Raw genomic sequence first — 21,149 nt, 5'->3', positions numbered from 1 at the left:
AGGCCACGAGTTGGCCGAGGCATGGTTAGGCTACCCTTACCTAAGTTGCTTGTGATGTCGACGGGAGGTCAGCCGATGTCGCTGAGACGTCAGACCGTGTCCCTCGCGGGGCCGACGGGCGCCGATCCGCTCCGGTGCGAGGAGTACGGCTACGGTCTCGGCCGGCCCACCGGCGTCCTGGTGCTCAAGTACCGGTCGGCGACCGTGCTGGAGTTCGGCGAGAGCCGCGAGGACTTCCTCCACCAGCTCTACTGGTCGCCCGACGGCATGCTGTCGGCCAGGCACGGAGCGCAGGCGCAGTTCGTGGGCCCGCGTGAGGCGTTCTGGGCGCACCGCGCGGTCACCCACGAGGTGCGCGCGGCCGACCGGCAGACGGTCTACCGGATCTGCCTGCGCGAGGTCCCCGCGGCGCTCGGCGGGCTGCGGGCCGGAGCGGTCTCCGTCGCCCCCGAGGCGGCCCGGCTGATCGAGGCCATCGCGCGTCCCGGTCACGACGAGGCCGCCGCCCTGGAGGCGCGTGCCCGCATCATGGCCGGGGTCACCCCGGCGAGCCCGGAGCCCGCCGGGCATCCCGGCTCGGGCACCGGCTTCGCGCTGGCGGTCGTGCGCGAGCTGTCGCACAACCCCGGCGAGAGCGTCCGCCTCGACGAGTGGGCCGAGCGGCTGCACGTCAGCGTCAAGACGCTGCAGCGCGACTTCGAGCGCGAGTTCGGCATGCCCTACTCGCGGGTGCGCACCAAGCTGCGGCTGCGCACCTCGCGCGCGCTGCTGGAGACCCGGCCGGTGTCGGAGGTCGCCCGCCGGGTCGGCTACTCCAGCCCTTCGGCGTTCATCACGGCCTTCGTGAAGGAGTACGGCTGCACGCCCGGACGCTACTCGGCCCGGTAGTCAGGAGAGCAGGGCGCGGGCCAGGGCGTTGCCCTCTCCCGGGGCGACCGGCTGCTTCAGGAACACCGGCCCCTGGGACATGAAACGCGGCCGGGTGCCGCGGTGCTCGTCGGCGGCGTGCACGGTCAGCGGGTGCAGGAGGTACATGTCGCCGGGCAGGCCGGTCGCGTGGGCCACCGGGCGGTCCTTGGAGGCGGCGTCGAGCAGCGGCCCGGCCTCGAACGGGTCGAGCACCCGCTCGCCCAGCGCCTCGGCGGCGTCGCGGTGGGAGCCCACCCGGACGCGGGTCGGCGCGTCGTCGTCGCCCACCTCCGACAGCAGCACGAGCAGCAGCATCGTCTCCGGCCGGCCCGACACGGCCCACGAGCCGTCGGGCCTGGCCACCGAGGCGTCGATGTGCCAGCCCCGGTCGTCGACCGGCGCCTTGCCGGGGAAGCGGATCGGCATGTTGCCGAGGGCGGCGCGCGGCACCCATCCACCGGGCCCGGCGATCTCGTCGAGCGCCTCGCGCAGCCGCGGGCTGCGCGCCAGCTCGCCGAAGGCGCCATGGCCCGTCATGTCGGCGGTCCACACCACCGGCTCCCGCCAGCCGGCGGGGTCGTCGGGCGAGAGCCCGATCTGCTGCCACACCTGCGCACTGGCCGTGTCCGCGACCTCACGGGGCACGGCCGCCTCCAGCTTGGCGAATCCTTCGGTCACGAACCGGTCGACGTCCACGACAGTCATGCGAGCCACACTAACGACGCCGTCCACCGGTTTTCAGCGATCTCCGCACGGCGCGAAGGATCGGCGGTAGGCGGCGGGAGTCGTACGCACCAGGGTGTGGAAGCGTCTGCGGAGATTGGCGGCCGACGACAGGCCGACCCTGGTCGCGATCGTCTCCACGGGGAGGTCCGTCTCCTCCAGGAGGGTCCGGGCCGCCGCGACGCGCTGCTGGAGCAGCCAGCGGCCGGGGGTGACGCCGAGCTGTTCGGCGAACCGGCGGGCGAGGGTCCGGGGGGAGATACCGGCCTGGGCGGCGAGGTCGCCGACGCCGAGCGGCTCGTGCAGCCGTTCGAGCGCCCAGTCGAGGACGAGGGCGAGCGACTCCGGCGGGTGGCCGTCGCGGTCCTGGGCGGCGTACTGGAGCTGGCCGCCCTCACGATGCGGCGGCATGACCATGTGCCGGGCGATCCTGGCGGCGTGCGCGGCGCCGTGGTCGGCGCGGGCCAGGTGCAGGCACAGGTCGATGCCCGCGGCGGTGCCGGCGCTGGTGGCGACGTCGCCCAGGTCGATGTAGAGCGTGTCGGGCTCGACCTGGACATCGGGGAAGCGCGCGGCGAGGTCGGCGGCCATCCGCCAGTGGGTGGTGGCCCTGCGGTGGTCGAGCAGCCCCGCCTGCGCCAGGAGGAACGCGCCGGAGCAGATCGCGACGATGCGGGCGCCGCGCCGGTGCGCCCGCCGCAGCGCGTCGATCACGGCGGGCGGCGCGGGGCGCTCGCGGTCCTGCCAGCCGGGGACGACCACCGTGTCCGCGGTCTCCAGCGCGGCCAGTCCCAGGCGTACGACCATGTCGTAGCCCGCCAGGGTCGGGACCGCGCCCGGCCGCTCCCCGCACACGGCGAACGCGTAGCGGGCGGGCAGCCCGGGGCGGCTCATGCCGAAGACCTCGGCGGCGCAGGCCAGCTCGAACGTGGACTGCGGCGGCAGCACCAGGGCGGCCACCCGGTGAACACTCATGGCAGAAAAGTACCCGAAGACGTCATTCCAGACACTGGGCCGCTGGGGCCCGCCGTCGCGACGATGGGTCTCATGACGCGAGAGCCCGATGATGTTCAGGTCCTGCACGTGGACGAGGTCGAACCGGTCGAGGTGGTCCCCGGGATCATCCGGCGGCGCCTGCCCGCCACGGAGTGGGCGCGCGGGTGGATGTACGACTTCGCCCCGGGGACGGAGTGGCCGGAGGACGACGTCCACGACGGTGAGGAGCGCTATTACGTGATCTCCGGAGAGTTCGTCGACCGGGGGCGGCGGCTCGGGCCGGGCAGCTACGTGGTGTTCGCACCCGGAAGCACGCACCGTCCGCGCACCGAGACCGGCGCCCGCATGCTCGGCATCAGCATCATGACCCGCTGACCGGCTTCCGGCCGCCCACCACCGCCACGGGGCACGGGACGCGCCCCTGGAACACGCCCGCCACACCGGCGCGCGTGGCGTGCTCGCGGCCGGCGACCACGAGAGAGGCGGACGCGCCGGCGGCGAGCGGCTCGGTGCGCACGCCCGGGTGACGCGCCGCCTGCTCGGCGAGGTCCGCCGAGGCGGCGAGCGGCAACTGGCGCAGGGCGGCCTCCTCGAAGGCGAACTCCAGGACGGCCGCGTCCGGCGCCGGGTCGGCGACGACGATCGGGCCGGGGTTCGTCGTCACGGGCAACGGTCCCGGCCCCCGTACGACGACCACGGGGCAAGCGGCGTGGACGGCGACGTACTCGGCCACCGAGCCCACGACGGCCCTGGACAGCGTGTTGAGCCCGCGCGATCCGACCACGACGAGCGCGGCGTCCTCGGAGAGCTCGACGAGGCGTTCGGCGGCGGATCCCTCGTGGAGGTCCGTCTCGACGCGCACGCCCGAGCTGCTCTGGCGGGCGCAGTCGGCGCCGTGCCACAGCACGTGCTCGGCCGCCTTGCGCAGGTGGGCCTTGGCCTCCTCCGCCGCCTGGCCGTAGGGCCACTGCCAGGCGTGGGCGACGGTCAGCGGCAGTTTTCTGAGCTCGGCCTCGTCCAGGGCCCAGTCGAGCGCCTGCACGGAGAAGTCCGAGCCGTCGTAGCCGAGCAGGATCTGGTTCATGTAACCATCGTCCCCCCGGGGACGGCACCTCAACGAGAGGCTTTCGTCCTCCTGACCAGGGTCTTCCAGCCGGGCATGCCGGCGCCCACCTCCGGCTGCCGGAGGTGGGCGCGGGATCGGTCGCGCTACTTCAGCCAGGCGGTGCGCCGCACGATCGGCAGGTTGCCCAGCCCCCAGGTGCGTCCGGCTTCGGCGAGCGCGAGACCGACGAGGACGATCGAGTAGATGATGTGATCGTCCATGAACGGGTTGTTGGCCAGGGGCAGCTCCGCCGCCCACATGAGCACCAGCATCGCGGTGCCGGCGCCCGCCGCGATCCGCGTGCCGACCCCGAGGACCAGCGCCAGGCCGACGCCGAGCAGACCGGCCATGAACAGCCAGTCCACCCACGCCTGACCGGCCAGGCCCGAGAAGAGGCCGCCGAGCGCGTTCTCGCCCGTGCCCTTGAGGAACCCGGTCGTCGGGCTGCCGCCCGAGATCCAGGCCCGGTCGGCCGGAGTGGCGAACCCCCACCCGAAGGTCTTGTCCAGGAACGCCCACAGGAAGACCCAGCCGATCGAGATCCGGGCGACCGCCCAGACGTAGTCGACCGGGCGTCGCGCCTGCGCGGCGCCGGTTTCCCTGACGGGCCTGCTGACGGTGGCGTCCATGATGGCCCCCCTTCCGAAGGGTGATCGCCGTTTCCGTGTCACCTATAGCACACCGCATGCGCGGTCTCAGGAGCAGTGCCGTACGACTCCCGGCACGAGGACCTTCGTCCCGTCACCGCTCCCCCGGCGGACCGCTGCCGCGAGGCGGCGCGCGAAGGGCGCGGGCGGGGGACATCCCCCTCCGCGCCCGGTCGTGGCGTCAGTGCTCGACGGTGATCCGCCGGCCCTCGGCCTTCTTCTCCTCCTCCAGCCCCACGCTGATCTCCAGGACCCCGTCCTTGTAGACGGCCTTGACGTCGTCGGTCCTGGCCGTGGCGGGCAGCGTCACCGTCCGCGAGAGCGCCCCGTAGGCGAACTCGGAGCGGTGCGGCTCGGTGGCCCGGTGGGTCTTCTCAGCGCGGATGTGCAGCATGCCGCCGTCCACGGTGACCTCGATGTCCTCCTCGGGGTCGACCCCGGGAAGTTCGGCCCGCAGCACGTACCGATCATCGGCGATGTAGTCCTCGACCCGGACGAGCTGACCGAACGGGCGGAACCCGAACATCGGGTTCTCCACCCACTCCAGCAGCTCCGGGAACGGGAACCTGACGTCTCTCCGCTCAGGCAGGTTCATGGCGGCCTCCTTCCGTGTCCCACGTCTCCAGGCCACACCCGGCACGACCGCGCTCCTAGAGAAGGAGGTCCCGCGACGGCGGGACCATCGTCACCATCTGCTCAGGGTCGGGAACGGTGCCTCCCCAGCGTCACCCGCCGGTCAGCCCTCACCCGGGGTGACGACACCGGACTCGTAGGCCAGCACCACCGCCTGGACGCGGTCGCGCAGCCCGAACTTCGTGAGGATGCGCCCGACGTGCGTCTTGACCGTGGCCTCCGACAGGAACAGCTCGGCCCCGATCTCGGCGTTGGAGGCGCCCCTGGCCAGGCCGCGGAAGACCTCGCGCTCACGCTGCGTGAGCGCCCCGAGCACGGCCTCCGGGTCGGTGCCCGGCTTCGTCACGAGCTGCCGGACGAGACGCCGCGTCGTGGAGGGCGCGATGATCGAGTCGCCCCGGTGGACGTGCCGGATCGCGGCGATGATCTCCTCCCCCGGCGCGTCCTTCAGCATGAACCCGCTCGCGCCGGCCCGCAGCGCGGCCAGGGCGTGCTCGTCGAGGTCGAACGTCGTCAGCGCCAGCACCTTGGGCGGGTCGTCCAGCCGCTGGATCTCCCGGGTCGCGGCGACGCCGTCCATCCGGGGCATGCGGATGTCCATCACCACCACGTCGGCGCGCCGCGACTCCAGCCCCTTCAGTGCCTCCAGTGTCTCCAGGGCCTCCAGCCCGTCGCCGGCCTCGGCGGCGACCTCCATGTCGGGCTGGGACCTGACGACCATGGCCAGGCCGTTGCGCAGCAGCTCCTGATCGTCGACGATCATGATCCTGATGATGGCAGGCTCCTCGGCTCGTAGGGCACGGCGGCCGACAGTTCGAAGCCGGCCCCGGGGCGCCCGCCGGCCTCCAGGGTGCCTCCCACCATGCTGAGGCGTTCGCGCATCCCGGCCAGCCCGACGCCCGCCTCCGCTCCCGCCGGCCCGGCGCCGTCGTCCTTGATGGTGATGTGCAGGCCGTCCGGACGCCACGCGAGCGTCAGGTCGGCGGCGGCCACCGGCCCCGCGTGCTTGATGACGTTGGTCAGCCCTTCCTGGATGACGCGGTAGGCGGTCAGGTCGGCGGCGGGGCGCAGCGGCCGGGCGTCCCCGGCCTCCCGCACGGCGACGCGGACGCCTGTCGTGCGTACGTGGTCGAGCAGGTCGGAGAGGTCGCCGAGACCCGGCTGCGGAGCGGTGCCGCCGTCGGCGCGGAGCACGCCCAGCAGGCCGCGCATGTCGCGCAGGGCGTCGCGTCCGACGCCGGCGATGGTGGCGAACACGGCCGCGCCGGGCGAGCCCGGGTCGGACAGCCTGCCGCCCTCGGCCTGGCTGACCATGACGGCGAGCGAGTGCGACACCACGTCGTGCATCTCGCGGCTGATCCGGTCGCGCTCCGCCCGCGCCGCCTCGGCCCGCTCGCGCGCGCGGTCGGTCTCGGCGCGTTCGGCCTTCGCCCTGAGCTCGGCCAGGAACAACGCCCGGATCCGGCTGAGGCGGCCCAGCGACCACAGGCACGCCGTCACGGCGACCAGGCCGGCCGACAGCCCGATCCGCCAGGCGACCAGGTCGTAGCCGCCCGACGAGCCTCCCCACGAGGCCGGGTCCCAGAACCGCGCCAGGACCAGGACCACCCCGGTCAGGGCGACGGCCAGGCAGGCCAGCCCGGGCAGCAGGTCCAGCCTGCTGGACACCGTGTAGAGCAGCAGCCCGAACACCAGCGAGCTGGGCAGCAGCACCGCCGGGTAATAGGCGCCGGACGGGTCGTGCAGGGGCGGCAGCAGCACCAGCAGCAGCATCGCCGCGGCGGCCAGGCCGTACGCCGTCAGCGGGCGCAGGCGGCGCGCGACCACGCAGCCGTGCAGCACCAGCAGCCCGGCCCCCGCGAACAGGCGCAGGGAGAGCGGGCTGCCGGACGCTCTGAGCAGGCCGAACGAGACCAGGCCGAGGGGCACGGCGAGCAGGACGGCGAGCACGGCGTCGCCGCTCACCTGGTGCCGGCGGAGAAACGAGTCCACCGCGGCCTCGGCCGGAGACGGGGACTCTTTCACACCCGCCATTATGGTCGGCGGCCGTGCGCGGCGTTCCGGCGGCTGAGGTACGCCAGGGCGGCCACCGCCAGGGCCGCGCCCCACAGCGGCCACAGCATCTCCGGCAGCCAGGCGCCCAGCTCGTCGCCCGCCCCGGCCGGGCCGAGCCGCTCGCCGCCGAGTTTCTTGCGTACGTACATCAGCCCGGCGGACGTGATGGGCAGGGAGACGGCCAGCGCCGCGCAGGCGGGCAGGCGCGCCGGGACGGGCCGCCCGCGCAGGAACGGCACCCAGCGCGGCCAGACCTCCCCCCACGGCCGGACGAGGCCGAGGGTGAGGACCGCGCCGAGGAGCCCGACGGCGGCGAGGCCGGCGCCGATCGGCGTGATCTCGTCGATGTACGCCAGGAACTCGTCGCTGATGCCGACGGGGATCCCCAGCAGCCAGCCGAAGCGGGTGACGGCGTAGAAGACGGGGACCGCGACCGCGACGGCGACCGCGTACCGGCCGGCCCTGAGCGCGCCGGCGGCGCTGCCGGGCCGGTCGGCGAGCAGCGCCCGCGTCCCCAGGACCATGAGGCTGACGCCGGCCGCCGTCAGGATCAGCAGGTTGAGGCTCGGCCAGGTCAGCATGGACATGATCAGCGAGAACTCGGCCTGGCCGGCGAGCACGGCGACGAGCATCACCGGCAGGTACCCGGCCGTCATCATGATGCGCACGTCCGGCAGGAGCACCGCCAGGCCGGCTCCGGCCACGACGGCCACGACCGCGGCGGCCCGGGTGAGCCGGCCCCTGACGGCGAGCACGGCGACGCCGCCGGCCACCAGCGCCGACACCGCCAGCACGCTCCCGCCGACCGCGGGCGCGAGCGGGTCGAGCAGGGTGTTGCCCGGGCCGGGACGGCCGGCGTCGAAGGGGTACCCGGGCCCGCCGAGCGCCCAGCGGAGGCCGAGGGCCAGATAGCTCACCGACCAGACAGCGATGATCAGGACAGACACCGCCGGACGGCGCCTTCGCGGTTGAGAGGTGTTCACCCGGCTCAATCTGCCGCCGCGGCGGCCTCCCGCACATCGTCGCCAGGTCGCGACGGGGTCATCCGGAGGTCTCGCCCTGCGGCCGCTAACCGCGCACCACCCGCTGACCGGCGCGCGTGCCCCGCGTCGGCTGGTACCTTGCGCGGCGGGGTTTCCGCGGCGGGAGGACGTCATGCGATTCGGGGTGCTGGGGCCGCTGGCCGTGTGGACCGATCACGGCGAGCCCGTCTCGATCCGGGGGCGCATGGTGCGGGCCCTGCTGGCCGACCTGCTGGTGCACGAGGGACGCCCGGTGTCGGCGGACCGGCTGGTCGAGGACCTGTGGGGCGGGGCGGCGCCGGCCGACCCCACGGCCGCACTCCACGTCCGGGTCTCCCAGCTGCGCCGGGCCCTGGCCGGCGCGGAGCCTGACGGCCGGAACCTGGTGGTGTCGCAGGCTCCCGGGTACGCGTTGCGCGCCGGGCCGGAGGCGGTGGACGCGGCGCGGTTCGCGGCCCTGACCGGGCGGGCGCGGGCTTCCGGCGATCCACGGGTGCGGGCGGGCCTGCTGGCCGAGGCGCTGGAGCTGTGGCGCGGCCCCGCGCTGGCCGACTTCGCCGACGAGGAGTTCGCCCGGGTGGCCGTGGCCAGGTGGGAGGAGCAGCGGCTGGCCACGCTGGAGTCCTGGGCGGAAGCCCGGCTGGAGCTGGGTGAGCACGGCGACCTGGTCGGCGGGCTGGGCGAGCAGGTCGCCGGGCATCCCTACCGGGAGCGGCTGCGGGCGGCCCACATGCGCGCCCTCTACCGGGCCGGCCGCGCGGGCGAGGCGCTCGACAGCTTCCAGGAGCTGCGGCGCGCGCTCGCCGGCGAGCTGGGCCTGGAGCCGGGCCCCGAGCTGGTGGCGTTGCAGCGGGCCATCCTCACCGGTGACCCGGCGGAGGACGCCCCCGTACCGGCACCGCGGTCGACCCGGCCGACCACCAATCTCCCGGCGCCGGTGTCCGAGCTGGTCGGCCGCGACCTGGCCGTGCGGCGGGTGCGGGAGTCGCTGACCGCCGCCCGGCTGGTCACGCTCACCGGCCCCGGCGGGGTGGGCAAGACCAGCGTGGCGCTCGCCGTCGCGCGCGCCCTGGTCGAGGCGTTCCCGGAAGGCGTGTGGCTGGTTGACCTGACCGCCTGGGACGGGCGGGGCGACCCGGCGGAGCTGGTCCTGTCGGTCCTGTCCATCCCCGACGCGACCGGCGATCCGGGCCCGGCGGGCGAACGGCTGGCGGCCGCCCTGCGCGGGCGGCGGACGCTGCTGGTCCTCGACAACTGCGAGCATGTCATCGACCCCGTGGCCGAGCTGGTGGGGGCGTTGCTGCCGGCCGTGCCGGAGCTGCGGGTGCTGGCCACCAGCCGGGAGCCGCTGCGGCTGCGCGGCGAGGTCCGCCGGGATCTGCCGCCGCTGGACGTGCCCGACAGCGACGACCCCGCCCGGCTGGCGGACTCGCCCGCCGTGCGCCTGTTCCTGGCGCGGGCCGGGCTGGCTCCGGAGCCGGACACCGTCGCGGGGGTGGCCGAGGTGTGCCGGCGGCTGGACGGCATCCCGCTGGCGCTGGAGCTGGCCGCCACCCGGGCTCCGGCGCTCGGCGTGCGGGAGCTGGCGGCACGCCTGCGCGTGCCAGGGGACCGGTTCGGGCTGCTCGGCTCCGGGCCGCGCGACGCGCCGGCCAGGCAGCGCACGCTCGCGGCGGTGATCGACTGGAGCTGGAGGCTGCTGACCGAGCCCGAGCAGGCCGTGCTGCGCCGGCTGGCCGTCCACCCGGGCGGGTGCACGCTGGCCGCGGCCGAGGCGGTGTGCCGCGGCGGCGTGGTCTCCGGCGGCGAGGTGCTGGATCTGGTGGCGGGGCTGGTGGACCGCTCGCTGGTGACGCGCGGGGAAGGGCCCCGGTTCCGGCTGCTGGAGTCGGTCTCCGCCTACTGCCTGGACCAGCTGGGCCGCAGCGGCGAGGAGGCGGAGCTGCGGCGCCGGCACGCCGGCCACTACCTGGCGCTGGCCGAAGAGGCCGGACCCCGGCTGCGCGGGCCGGGCCAGCGGGAGTGGCTGCGCCGGCTGGACGCCGAGGCCGCGAACATGCGGGCGGCCCTGGAGACCTTCCGGCACGAGGGCGCGGCCGAGCCGGCGCTGCGGCTCACCACCGCTCTGGTCTGGTACTGGTTCCTGCGGGGCCGGTTCGCGGAGGCGCGCCGGGCCCTGGAGGCGGCGCTGGCCGTGGCGGGCGACGCTCCTCCGGAGCTCCGGGCCCGGGCCGGGACCTGGCACCTGGGTCTCTCGATCCGCCTGGGACAGGCCGGGCCGGAGCGGGTGACGGAGACGCTGCGCGGGTTCCCCGAGACCGACCAGGCCGGACGGGCGCACGCCGCCTGGTTCCTGGCCGCGTCCATCATCGACTTCGGGGACGAGAAGACCACCGGCGAGCTGCTGGAGCCGGCGCTGGACACGTTCCGGGCGAGCGGCGACAGGTGGGGCGAGGCAGCGGTGCTGAGCACCCGCGCGATGCTCGCGCACCTGCACGGCGACCAGGGCGCGCTGGAGCACGACGCCCGGCGCGGCGCGGCCCTGTTCGGCGACCTGGGTGACGACTGGGGGGTGCTCCAGGCCCGCGACTGGCTGATCGGCCTGGCCGACCTGACGGGCGACCGGGCGGAGGCGGCCCGGCTGGCGGAGGGCGACCTGCGGATGGCCGAGGATCTGGGGCTGTGGTCCGACGTGGCCGGTCGGCAGGCCTGGCTGGCCTGGGTCCACGTCCAGACCGGGGACCCACTGCGTGCTCTCCGCCACGCCGAGCAGGCCAAGCGGCTGGCCGCGGAGCTGGGTCAGCGCTCGGGTGAGGTGTTCGCCACCATCGGCCTGGCCTTCGCCGCCCGCCGGGCGGGCCGGCTCGACCTCGCCGAGGAGCACCTGCGCGGGCTGCTGGCCGAGGCCCGCGACCGGCAGGCCGGAGACGGCGACCCGCCGTACCTGTCGATGGTGCTGGTCGAGATGGGGCTGCTGGCCGGCGAGCGGGGCGAGCACGCCGCCGCGCTCCCCTGGCTCCGGCAGGGCTTCGACGCGTATCGCGACCAGGGCTCGGCCCGCGGCATGGCCTGGGCGATCGCGGGCATGGCCGCCGCGGCGGCGGCCGACGGGCGGCCCGGCGTGGCCGCGCGGTCGCTCGGCGCCGCCGCGGCCGCGTGGCGGGAATCCGGGCAGCCGCTGTCCGACTCCGAGCGCGACGAGCTGGCGAGGATCACCGGCGGGGTCGAGGCCGCGGAGCCCGGCTTCGCCGCCCTGTTCGCCGCCGGTGGCGGGCTCTCGCTGGAGCGGGCGCGCCGGCTGCTCGACGACGCCACGGGCACGTGACCTACTTGGGGACGTAGACGTGGACGACGATCCCCGAGCCGAACCGGTTCACCTCGGCCAGCTTGAGGTGGGTGGTGTCGAACCCCGCGCCCTCGAACAGGTGCTTGCCGGCCCCGACGACGACCGGGAAGTACCAGAAGTGGAACTCGTCGACCAGGCCGTGCTCCACCAGCGTGCGGTCCAGCTCTCCGGTGCCCCACTTGATGATGTTCTGTCCGGGCTGCTCCTTCAGCTTCGCGACCTCCTCGGCCACGTCGCCCCGGATGAGGGTGGCGTTCCAGGTGGTCTCGGTCAGGGTGCGCGAGGCCACGTACTTCGGCATCTTGTTCATGGCCTCGGCCTGGGGGCCGTCCTGCGCCGACCACGCCTCGGCGAATCCCTCGTAGGTCACCCGGCCCAGCAGCATGGCGTCCGCCGAGGCGGACAGGTTCGTGACGTAGCCGTGGTGCTCGTCGTCCCAGTACGGGTGGCCCCAGTGCTGGGGCTCGGCCCGTGACGCGGTGGAGGGGCGGGTGTCGTCGATGATGCCGTCCAGCGACACGAACGTCGACTCGATGAGCTTGCGCATGGTCTCACTCCTTGGTCAGCGTGCGCGGCCCGGTGTGCCGCTCACCTGCTGACATCCAGGCTGCCGCCTGCCCCTTACCGTTTTCTTACCGGTACCGCCGGACGACATCCGGCCGATCGAGGCTCTGCGCCTGCTCCAAGGGAGGTGGTGTCGGGCTGGAGTTCCAGCGCTCGTTCGCCTCCAACACGCTGCTCCTGACGGCGTACGAGCTGGTCATGTACGCCGTCTCCGGGCTCGCGCTCATCCCCTTGCGAAGAACCACCCACCTGCGAAAGGAACTCGTGGTGGTCGGCGCGGGCCCGGTCGGCCTGGCCGCCGCCGCGCTGTGGGCCGACCATGCGCTGCCCGCCCGCGGCTCGCTCGGCTCCGGCCTGCGGCTGCTGGTCGACCAGGGCCTGGTGGACCTGCCGCGAACGTCAAGATTCGAGCCGTGCGCGTACGACCGGGCGGAACCGGCGTCGAACTGGTCTCCCGGCAGGCCGGCGGCTCGGAACGGCGGCTCGCCGCCGCCCGCACGGCGTGGACGAGCTGACCCACCCGGAGCCCGGCTACTACGCCATCGGCATGAAGAGCTACGGTCGCGCCCCCGCCTTCCTGCTCGCCACCGGTTACGAACAGGCCCGCTCGGTGGTGGCCGCGCTGGACTTCCGGCGCGCTGACCCGTTCTCCCGGCGAAGGGTGTCGCCCGGCGGGACCTTCGCCCCTATTCCCGCCCGCCCGCGGCCGGGAGCGTGGCAGGAAGGACAAGGAGGCTCCTATGAAGGCGATGACCTATCACGAGCCGGGCCGGCGCACCTGGGAAGAGGTCCCCGACCCGCAGCTCACCTCCCCGACGGACGCGATCGTACGGGTGGACGCCGTCACGATCTGCGGCACCGACCTGCACATACTCAAGGGCGACGTGCCCGCGGTCGAGCCGGGCAGAGTCCTCGGCCACGAAGCCGTCGGCACCGTCGTGGCGGCCGGCAGCGCGGTCACCGGCGTCGAGCAGGGCGACCGGGTCCTGGTCTCCTGCATCACGGCGTGCGGCCGCTGCCGCTACTGCCGCACCGGCATGTACGGACAGTGCCTGGGCGGCGGCGGCTGGATCCTCGGCCACCGCATCGACGGCACCCAGGCCGAGTACGTCCGCGTGCCGTACGCCGACACCTCCACCCACCTGCTGCCCGAGGCCGTGACCGACGAGGCGGCGCTCATGCTCGCCGACATCCTGCCCACCTCCTACGAGGTCGGCGTGCTCAACGGCCGGGTCCGGCCCGGCGACACCGTGGTCGTGGTCGGCGCCGGACCGATCGGCCTGGCCGCCATCACGACCGCGCGGCTGTTCACACCCGGCCACATCATCGCCGTCGACCCCGCCGCGACCCGGCTGGAGGCGGCCAAGAGGCTCGGCGCGGACCTTCTCGTGGGCTCCGGGGACGACCCCGAGGCCGCGGTCGCCGAGCTGACCGGCGGCCTGGGCGCCGACGTCGCCATCGAGGCGGTCGGCATCCCGGAGACCTTCGAGCTCTGCACCCGCCTCGTCCGCCCCGGCGCGCACCTCGCCAACGTCGGCGTCCACGGCGCGCCGGTCACCCTGCACCTCGAAGACCTGTGGATCCGCAACCTGACCATCACCACCGGCCTCGTCGACACCTACTCCACCCCGGCCCTGCTCGACATGGTCGCCGCCGGCCGGCTCGACCCGACGGTGTTCGTCACCCACCGCTACGCCCTGCACGACATGGAGGCCGCATACCAGACGTTCTCCGACCCGGCGGGCAGCGGGGCGCTGAAGGTCGTCCTGTCCCGCGACGCCTGAGGCGTGCGCCGAAAGGCCTGGGGAGCGGGGACGTTCGCTGGTGTCGCGGGACGGCCGGAGGGTCCACCCTGGGATCAGGAGCACTCACAGGGAAGAAGATGATCGACATGCTCCCGATTCGTTCCCTCATCGCCACCACGATGGTGGCCACCACCACGGGCCTGCTCGCCGTACCGGCGCAGGCCGTCCAGCAGGCCACGCCCACGCTCGTCGGGATCCGGGCCGCGCACCACAACGGCCTGGACCGGCTGGTCTTCGAGTTCCGCGGGCGGGTGCCCGACCAGCGGGACGTCCGCTACGTGTCCAAGCTGATCGCCGACGGCTCCGGCCGGCGGGTGAACGCGGTGGGCAGCGCGCTGCTGCGGATCCGCTTCGCCGGGGCCGACGGCCACGACCGTAACGGCAAGGTCACCTACGGCCCGGCCAGCCGGACGTACGCGCTGCCCGGCCTCATCCAGGTCGTCAACACCGGCGACTTCGAGGCCGCCTTAACCTTCGGCGCGGGGCTGGCCTGGCGCGCGCCCTACCGGGTCTACACGCTCACCCGGCCGAGCCGTGTCGTCATCGACATCGCCACGCCCCATCGGACGGTGCCGGTACGTGCCCACTTCCTCGACACCGCCAGGTACGAGACCGGACGGGAGCCGCACACCACCGGCGTACGGCGGCCGGTGATTCCACCCGCCACCGCCCACGGCGCGCTGCAGCGGCTGTTCGCCGGCCCCACCCAGGCGGAGAAGGCGCACGGGCTGCGCTTCGTCAGCTCCAGGGCCACCGGCTTCAGCAGGCTCACCGTGAAGAACGGAGTCGCCAGGGTCTACCTGACCGGCCGTCTCACCAGCGGAGGGTCGACGTTCACGGTCGCCGACCAGATCAGGCCGACGCTCAAGCAGTTCCCCTCCGTCAAGTGGGTGAAGATCTACGACGCCGGTGGCCACACGCAGCGGCCCTACGGCCCGTCCGACTCCGTCCCGGAGTCGCTGGAGCCGTGAGGCGGGCCTCCTGCGGCGATCATGGCGGCTGGAGCCGTCCGCCCGTCCTGCGCCGGGCTTCCACGACGGCGAGGGCCGCCATCCCGCCCAGGGTCCAGAACGTCACCATGGCGAGGTCCGTCCACGGCCACGGCCGTCCCGCCAGCGCGGCGAGCACCGTGTGCGACACGTGCTTGAGCGGGAAGACGTCCCCGGCGATGCGCAGCGCGCCGGGGAGTTCGCCCCCGATGACGAAGACGTCGGAGACGAAGGCCAGGGGGAGGAACGTGCCGAGGGTGATGGCGTTGACGGTCTGCTGCCTGCTCGCGAACGCCACCACGAGGGCTCCGAGCACGGTGAAGCACGCCGTGCCGAGGACGATCGCGGCGAGCATGCCGGCGAGCGCGCCGGGCCCGATCCTGACGCCGTGGCCGAGCGCGGCCACCAGCGCCAGCAGGACGGTGGTGGCCGTGGTGACCAGCAGTGCGGTGGCGAGGTGGCCGGTGTGGTAGGCCCAGCGCGGCAGCGGGGTGCCGGCCAGCCGTTTGAGCACGCCGCGCTCGCGATCGCCGGCGATCGTGTCGGGAATGTTCACGTACGAGGCCACGCCCACCGTGTAGGTGATCATCGCGGCGAGCATGAACACCGGCAGCCGCACCCCCGAGACCCGGGCGCCGGCGAAGATCAGTGAGATCAGCGCGAGCAGCAGGACCGGCAGGATCACCGTGAAGAACGCCGTGGACAGGTCCCTGCGCAACCGGACCAGCGCGTGCGTGACCTGATCGGTCACCAGCCGCCATCGCGCGGGGCGCCCCTGCCGCAGGGGACGCCGGTTCCGCGCCGCCCTCGCGGTCTGGGCATGAGCCTGGGGCCGTTCCCAGCGGAAGCGCCAGACGGCCACCACGGCGCCGCCGGCGCCCCATGCCGCCAGCACCGCCAGGTGGCCGGCCTGGAAGCCCGCTCCGGTGAGTAACGGGTTCATGGCGTCGCGGACGGCGTGCGCGAAGTGCCGCAAGGGGAAGACCCAGCCCACGACGTCCAGCCAGGCGGGCAGCCGGGCGCCGACGAGGATGACGTCGGAGATGAACGCCAGCGCCAGCAGCAGGCCGGTGCCGAGTAACTGCACCGCCGCCGCGTTGCGCAGCAGCGCCACCATCGCGAAGCCGAGCGCGGTGAAGCAGGCCGCCCCGAGCAGCAGGGTGAGCAGCAGAGCGGGCAGCGTGCGCCAGACCATCTGAGTGCCGTAGAAGAGTCCGCCGACGGTGAGCAGCACGGCCACCGTCGTGGCCGCGACCGCCAGCGACGCCCCTGTCAGCCCGGCGAGCACCGCCGAGGCCGGCACCGGCGTGCCGTGCAGCCGCTTGAGCCAGCCGCGGTCACGCAGATCCGCCAGGCGGATGGCGAGCGCGCCGAAGCAGCCCTGGGCGACGCCGAACACGGCCATGACGGGGATCACGAACTGCATGACGCGCACGTCCGTACCGGGCTGGACGACCTGGTTCCCCACCGCCGCCCCGACGATCACCGTCATCAGCAGGGGCATCGCGACGGTGAAGAACGCCGCCATCGGGGTGCGGACGAAGGAGAGGGTCTCGTGCCGGACCAGCCGCCCGATCATGATGGCACCTCGCCGACCAAGTCGAGATAGACGTCCTCCAGCGACGGCCGGGACAGGGTCAGCGAGGTCAGTTCGATGCCGCGCTCCAGCGACCAGCCGGTCAGCGCGTGCAGGTCGTGGGCGGGCCGCGCGGTCTCGACCGACACCGCCGCGCCACGCACCTCGACGCGGCCGGTGAGCGGTGGCAGGTCGGCTGCGGCCGTGCCCTCGGGCAGGAGGAAGGACAGCACGCTGGCCCGCTCGGCCGCGATGAGGGTGTCCGGCGTGCCGCAGGCGGCCAACCGGCCCGCGCGCAGCACCGCGACCCTGTCGGCGAGGTGCTGGGCCTCGTCCATGTAGTGGGTGGTGAGCAGGATCGTCGTGCCGAGCGAACGCAGGCCGTCGATCAGTTCCCACGCGTGATGGCGGGCCGACGGGTCGAAGCCGGTGGTCGGCTCGTCCAGGAACAGCACGTCCGGGCGCCCGACCAGGCCGAGCGCCAGGTCCAGCCGGCGCCGCTGCCCACCGGACAGCGTCCGCACGCGGGCGTCGCGCTTGTCCTGAAGCCCGACCTGCTCGACAACCTCGTCAGGATCGCGTGGGCGCGGGTAGAAGCCTGCGTACAGCCGCACCAGCTCGAAGACGGAGAACTCCTCCTCGAAGCCGGCCTCCTGCAGGACGATCCCGATGTGCTCGCGGAAGGCCCGGCCGCCGGTGGCCGGATCGAAGCCCAGCACCGACACGTGACCGGCGTCGCGCCCGCGGTGCCCTTCCAGGATCTCCACCGTGGTGGTCTTGCCCGCGCCGTTCGGTCCGAGCAGCGCGAACACCTCTCCCCGTTCGACGGTGAAGCTCACCCCGTCGACGGCCTTCACCGTCCCGTACTGTTTGCGCAGTCCCTCGACCATCACCGCTGACATGCCGGCTCCTCCATCCGCTGGGCCATCTCCACGAGCCGGTCGGCACAGCCCCATGCGTTGTCGTAGCAGCCGTTGATTCCGATGCTCATGCCCTCATCGTCCGGCGATCCCGGCTCGTGGGTCAGAGGCCACGGTCCCGCGATGGGACGGACCTTCGCCCCTCGTCCCGGCGGGCCGTCATCCCGCTTCCGGCGGCGGTGCTTACCGGTCCCCGCCGATCGGGCGGAGATGCCTCAGCAAGGTCATGGCGGTCACGGCCAGGCCGAGCACGAGCACCCCGCTCAGGGCCGTGACGACGAGCAGCCCCTGGGTGAAGGCGGCCTGCGCCTCCGCCACCAGGTCCGCGGCCTGTCCCGGCGGCAGCGCGGCGGCGGCGGTCAGCGCCTCGCCGAGCGAGCCGCCCGCGTGCGGCGAGGTGACCGTGCCGCCGTAGACGGCGGTGCCGACGCTGCCGAGCAGCGCGATGCCGAGCGCGATGCCCAGCTCGCCGCCGCACTCGGCCATCGCCGACGCGGACCCGGACCGCTCCGGCGGCGCCGCTCCGACGATGAGGCCGAGCCCCAGCGCGCCCACGGGCGCCATGCCGAGGAAGGCGATCGTGACACCCGCGATCAGCGTGCCGAGGCCGTCGCCCGCCACGACGACGGCGAACCCGGCGGCGGACATCACCAGCCCGGCCCCGACGACGAGGCCCGGCCGGAACACGCCCGCGACGAGCGGCGCCGCGAGCGACCCCGCGACCAGGCCCAGAGCGGGGACGGCCATCCACAGGCCCGCGGCCAGCGGCGAGAGGCCCTCGACGAGCTGCAGGTGCTGGCTCACGAACAGGTAGACGCCGCCCTGCAGCACCATGGCCAGCGCCAGGATCAGCAGGGCCGCGCTGAACGAGCGGTCGCCGAACAGGCGCAGGTCCACCAGCGGCTCCGCCAGCCGGCGCTGCCGCCGGACGAACGCCCAGCCGAACGCCAGCCCGACGCCGAGGGCCGCGTACGCCACCGGCTGCCCCGGATCGTCGGCCAGCTCCTTCAGTCCGTGGACGAGCGGCAGGATCGCGGCCAGCGACATCGCCACGCTCGCCAGGTCGAGCCTGCCGGAGCCCTCGGCCCTGGTCTCCGGCAGCAGGACCAGACCGCCCACCAGGACGGCCACCATGATCGGCACCCCCATCAGGAACACCGAACCCCACCAGAAGTGCTCCAGGAGCACCCCGCCGATCACCGGCCCGGCCGCCGCCCCGCCCATGAAGCAGGCGGTGAACACGCCGATGGCCAGGGCGCGCCGCCTGGCGTCGGCGAACAGCCCGGCCACCAGCGCCAGCGCGGACGGCCCGATCGTGGCGCCCGCGATCCCCAGCAGCACGCGGGCGCCGATCAGCATCACGGTCGTGGTGGAGTACGCGGCCACGAGCGAGGCGGCGGCGAACGCGGCCGCACCGATCAGCAGCAGCCTGCGCCGGCCGATCCGGTCGCCGATCGAGCCCATGGTGATGATGAATCCGGCGATCATGAACCCGTACACGTCGGTGATCCACAGCAGCTCGGTTGCGCTGGGGTTCAGGTCGGCGGCCAGGTGAGGCAGCGCGAGCATCAGCACCGTGTTGTCCACGGCGAGCAGGAGCGTGGCCAGGGCGAGCACGAGCAGCCCCAGCCACGCCCGCGCCCCGGTCCTGGGGGAAGTCGTGGTGGTCGTCATGCGATCAGCCTGGAGGGCGGACGTTCGGGTCCTGTTCGGAACTGCTTAGGGTGAGATCCATGCGCTTCGCCGTACTCGGGCCGCTCGAGGTGATCGCCGACGACGGGCGTGCCGTGCGCGTGCCCGAGCTCAAGGTACGGGCGCTCCTGGCCTGCCTGCTCGCCGGAGACGGGCAGGTCGTGGCCGCCGACCGGCTGATCGGGAACCTGTGGGGGCCGGAGCCGCCGGGCAACCCGCTGGGCGCGCTGCGCGCCAAGGCGTCGCAGCTGCGCAGGGCGCTGGACGAGGCGGAGCCGGGTGCCAGGGAGCTGATCGTCACGCGGTCGCCGGGCTACCTGGTCGACGGCGACACCGACGCCCGCCGCTTCCGCGAGGTCGCCGGCCGGGCCGGAGCCGCCCGGGACCCCCGGGAGAGAGCCGCCCTGCTGGCCGAGGCGCTGTCGTGGTGGCGCGGCCCGGCCTTCGCCGGCTTCCCCGGCGAACCGCTCGTGCGGGGGGCCGCGGCCCGGCTGGAGGAGCAGCGGCTGACGGCTCTGGAGGACTACGCCGACGTACGGCTGGCTCTCGGGCAGGACTCGTCCCAGATCGGCGAGCTGGCCGAACTGGCCGCTCAGCACCCCACGAGGGAACGCTTCCACGGGCTGCTCATGCGCGCCCTCTACCGTTCGGGGCGGCAGACCGAGGCGCTGGAGGTCTACCGGTCCCTGCGTGAGCGCGTCCGCGACGAGCTGGGCCTCGACCCCGGCCCCGAGCTCGCCGCTCTCCACCAGGCGATCCTGGAGCAGAGCCCCGGCCTGCGCCGCCCGGCGGTCGTCCCGGCGCCCGCCCCCGCCCGGCTGCCCGAACCGCTCACCGAGCTCGTGGGCCGCGACGAGGCCCTCGACGAACTGGCCGCGCTGCCACCCACGACCCGGCTCGTGACGCTCACCGGCACGGCCGGCGTCGGCAAGAGCCGCCTCGCCCTGGCTGCCGCCCACCGGCTCGCCGGCGACTTCCCCGGCGGCGCGTACCTGGTGGAACTGTCATCGGTCACCGCGGGCCCGGACCTGGCCGAAACCATCGCGACGACACTCGGGGTGCCCGGCGGAATGGGGGAGTCGATCGCCGCGGTCTTCGGCGATCGCCGGGCTCTGCTGGTGCTCGACAACTGCGAGCATGTGGTGGAGGCGGTGGCCGAGCTTGTGGAGCGGCTGCTGCGCGGTGGGTCCGGGTTGTGCGTCATCGCCACCAGCCGGGAGCCTCTGGGGGTGACCGGCGAGGTGGTGCGGGAGGTGCCGCCGCTGGACGTATGGGCGGCGATGCGGCTGTTCGCCGCCCGGGCCGCCGACGCGCAGCCGGGTTTCGCGCTGACGGCCGGGGACGCCGACGCCGCCGAGGTGATCTGCCGCCGCCTCGACGGCATCCCGCTGGCGCTGGAGCTGGCCGCCGCCCGGACGCGTTCGCTGGGCGTGGCGGCCCTGGCGGCGCGGCTGGACGACCGCTTCCGGCTGCTGTCGGCGGGACGCCGGGCCGGCCCCGCCCACCAGCGGACCCTCAGGGCGGCACTCGACTGGAGCTGGGAGCTGCTCACCGAGCCCGAACGCGTGGTGCTGCGCCGCCTGGCCGTCCACGTGGGCGGCTGCACGCTGGAGGCCGCCGAACGGGTCTGCGCCGTGCCCGTGCCGATCCAGGGAGCGCCGCCCGCCCGCGGGCCGGACCTCGCGCCGGACGACGTCGCCGATCTGCTGGCCCGGCTGGTGGACCGGTCGCTGATCGTACGGTCGGGCGACAGGTACCGGTTGCTGGAGTCCGTGGCCGCGTACGGGCTGGAGCGCCTGCGCGAGGCAGGCGAGCACGACCGCGTCCTGAGCTGGTACGCCACCTACTACACCCAGCTCGCCGAGTGCGCGGAGTCGTACCGGAGCGGGCCCGCGCGGCACCGCTGGATCCGGCGGCTGGACGCCGAGGCCGCCAACCTGCGCGGCGCGCTCGATGCCGCCATGAGCCTGGGCGACACGCGGCTGACCGAGCGGTTCACCGCCTCGCTCGGCTGGTACTGGGTGCAGGCCGGCCGGTTGACCGAGGAGCCGGGCCTGCGTGACCTGCAGGCCACGTGAGCTATCGCCCGCCAGAGGCGAAGGGCCCGGAAACCGGGGTCCAAGTGCCCGCGCGCCCGGTGACTTGTAGCCGGTGACACGGGCCGGAA

The 21,149-nt window shown here is 74.2% G+C and carries 19 protein-coding genes; 7 read left to right on the top strand and 12 right to left on the bottom strand.

The window, feature by feature from the left end; translation table 11 throughout:
* Positions 1–75 precede the first annotated feature (75 nt).
* On the top strand, positions 76–888 hold the full coding sequence (locus KME79_RS21030) for a helix-turn-helix transcriptional regulator (protein WP_246640162.1): 813 nt from the start codon (positions 76–78) through the stop codon (positions 886–888).
* On the opposite strand, the gene KME79_RS21025 is transcribed toward KME79_RS21030, so the two are convergent.
* Positions 889–1,614 (bottom strand): phytanoyl-CoA dioxygenase family protein, encoded by a 726-nt coding sequence (locus KME79_RS21025; protein ID WP_219545879.1) that lies wholly within the window; start codon positions 1,612–1,614, stop codon positions 889–891.
* A 33-nt stretch (positions 1,615–1,647) separates the two neighbouring features.
* Positions 1,648–2,607: a helix-turn-helix domain-containing protein gene (locus tag KME79_RS21020; protein ID WP_148031800.1), complete on the bottom strand. Its 960-nt coding sequence runs from the start codon at positions 2,605–2,607 to the stop codon at positions 1,648–1,650.
* Between the two features lie 72 nt (positions 2,608–2,679).
* Between KME79_RS21020 and KME79_RS21015 the strand changes: the two genes are divergently transcribed.
* A complete protein-coding gene (locus KME79_RS21015; protein ID WP_148031801.1) occupies positions 2,680–3,003 on the top strand; it encodes a cupin domain-containing protein in 324 nt (107 codons plus the stop codon).
* Here KME79_RS21015 and KME79_RS21010 read toward each other — a convergent pair.
* The 6 genes from KME79_RS21010 to KME79_RS20985 form a co-directional block, all read right to left on the bottom strand.
* Positions 2,990–3,712: a universal stress protein gene (locus KME79_RS21010; RefSeq protein ID WP_219545878.1), complete on the bottom strand. Its 723-nt coding sequence runs from the start codon at positions 3,710–3,712 to the stop codon at positions 2,990–2,992. The two genes, KME79_RS21015 and KME79_RS21010, sit on opposite strands and share 14 nt — an antisense overlap.
* A 125-nt stretch (positions 3,713–3,837) precedes the next feature.
* A complete protein-coding gene (locus tag KME79_RS21005) occupies positions 3,838–4,362 on the bottom strand; it encodes a DoxX family membrane protein (protein ID WP_148031803.1) in 525 nt (174 codons plus the stop codon).
* A gap of 199 nt (positions 4,363–4,561) precedes the next feature.
* Entirely contained in the window at positions 4,562–4,975 is a 414-nt protein-coding gene (locus KME79_RS21000) for an Hsp20/alpha crystallin family protein (protein WP_219545877.1), read from the bottom strand.
* A gap of 141 nt (positions 4,976–5,116) precedes the next feature.
* A complete protein-coding gene (locus KME79_RS20995; protein ID WP_219545876.1) occupies positions 5,117–5,776 on the bottom strand; it encodes a response regulator transcription factor in 660 nt (219 codons plus the stop codon).
* On the bottom strand, positions 5,773–7,038 hold the full coding sequence (locus KME79_RS46420) for a sensor histidine kinase (RefSeq protein WP_219545875.1): 1,266 nt from the start codon (positions 7,036–7,038) through the stop codon (positions 5,773–5,775). The genes KME79_RS20995 and KME79_RS46420 overlap by 4 nt, the downstream gene beginning before the upstream one ends.
* Before the next feature lie 8 nt (positions 7,039–7,046).
* Positions 7,047–8,015 carry a hypothetical protein gene (locus KME79_RS20985; RefSeq protein WP_219545874.1) on the bottom strand — a complete coding sequence of 323 codons (969 nt, stop codon included), beginning with the start codon at positions 8,013–8,015 and terminating at the stop codon, positions 7,047–7,049.
* A gap of 208 nt (positions 8,016–8,223) precedes the next feature.
* On the opposite strand from KME79_RS20985, the gene KME79_RS20980 reads away from it, so the two are divergent.
* Positions 8,224–11,415, top strand: coding sequence for an ATP-binding protein (locus KME79_RS20980; RefSeq protein WP_219545873.1), 3,192 nt, complete (start codon positions 8,224–8,226; stop codon positions 11,413–11,415).
* Between the two features lies 1 nt (position 11,416).
* Here the strand turns inward: KME79_RS20980 and KME79_RS20975 are convergent, their stop codons facing one another.
* Entirely contained in the window at positions 11,417–11,983 is a 567-nt protein-coding gene (locus KME79_RS20975; RefSeq protein WP_148031807.1) for a dihydrofolate reductase family protein, read from the bottom strand.
* A gap of 11 nt (positions 11,984–11,994) precedes the next feature.
* Between KME79_RS20975 and KME79_RS20970 the strand changes: the two genes are divergently transcribed.
* From KME79_RS20970 to KME79_RS20960, 3 genes are all read left to right on the top strand, one after another.
* Entirely contained in the window at positions 11,995–12,642 is a 648-nt protein-coding gene (locus KME79_RS20970) for a hypothetical protein (protein ID WP_219545872.1), read from the top strand.
* 98 nt (positions 12,643–12,740) lie between these two features.
* A complete protein-coding gene (locus tag KME79_RS20965) occupies positions 12,741–13,784 on the top strand; it encodes a zinc-dependent alcohol dehydrogenase family protein (protein ID WP_148031808.1) in 1,044 nt (347 codons plus the stop codon).
* Positions 13,785–13,891: 107 nt separating this feature from the next.
* Positions 13,892–14,776, top strand: coding sequence for a GerMN domain-containing protein (locus KME79_RS20960; protein WP_148031809.1), 885 nt, complete (start codon positions 13,892–13,894; stop codon positions 14,774–14,776).
* 19 nt (positions 14,777–14,795) lie between these two features.
* On the opposite strand, the gene KME79_RS20955 is transcribed toward KME79_RS20960, so the two are convergent.
* From KME79_RS20955 to KME79_RS20945, 3 genes are all read right to left on the bottom strand, one after another.
* Positions 14,796–16,373, bottom strand: coding sequence for an ABC transporter permease (locus KME79_RS20955; protein ID WP_219545871.1), 1,578 nt, complete (start codon positions 16,371–16,373; stop codon positions 14,796–14,798).
* Complete coding sequence (locus KME79_RS20950) at positions 16,370–17,272, bottom strand: ABC transporter ATP-binding protein (RefSeq protein ID WP_219545870.1); 903 nt, start codon at positions 17,270–17,272, stop codon at positions 16,370–16,372. Before KME79_RS20950 ends, KME79_RS20955 begins: the two co-directional genes overlap by 4 nt.
* A gap of 201 nt (positions 17,273–17,473) precedes the next feature.
* Positions 17,474–18,964 carry an MFS transporter gene (locus KME79_RS20945; RefSeq protein ID WP_219545869.1) on the bottom strand — a complete coding sequence of 497 codons (1,491 nt, stop codon included), beginning with the start codon at positions 18,962–18,964 and terminating at the stop codon, positions 17,474–17,476.
* Positions 18,965–19,023: 59 nt separating this feature from the next.
* Between KME79_RS20945 and KME79_RS20940 the strand changes: the two genes are divergently transcribed.
* Positions 19,024–21,060, top strand: coding sequence for an AfsR/SARP family transcriptional regulator (locus KME79_RS20940; protein ID WP_219545868.1), 2,037 nt, complete (start codon positions 19,024–19,026; stop codon positions 21,058–21,060).
* The last annotated feature ends 89 nt before the right edge of the window (positions 21,061–21,149 follow it).

This window comes from Nonomuraea harbinensis (assembly GCF_019396385.1).
Lineage (GTDB): Bacteria > Actinomycetota > Actinomycetes > Streptosporangiales > Streptosporangiaceae > Nonomuraea > Nonomuraea ferruginea.
The sequence above is the reverse complement of the archived record's forward strand: the minus strand, read 5'-3'. Positions and strand labels throughout refer to the sequence as shown.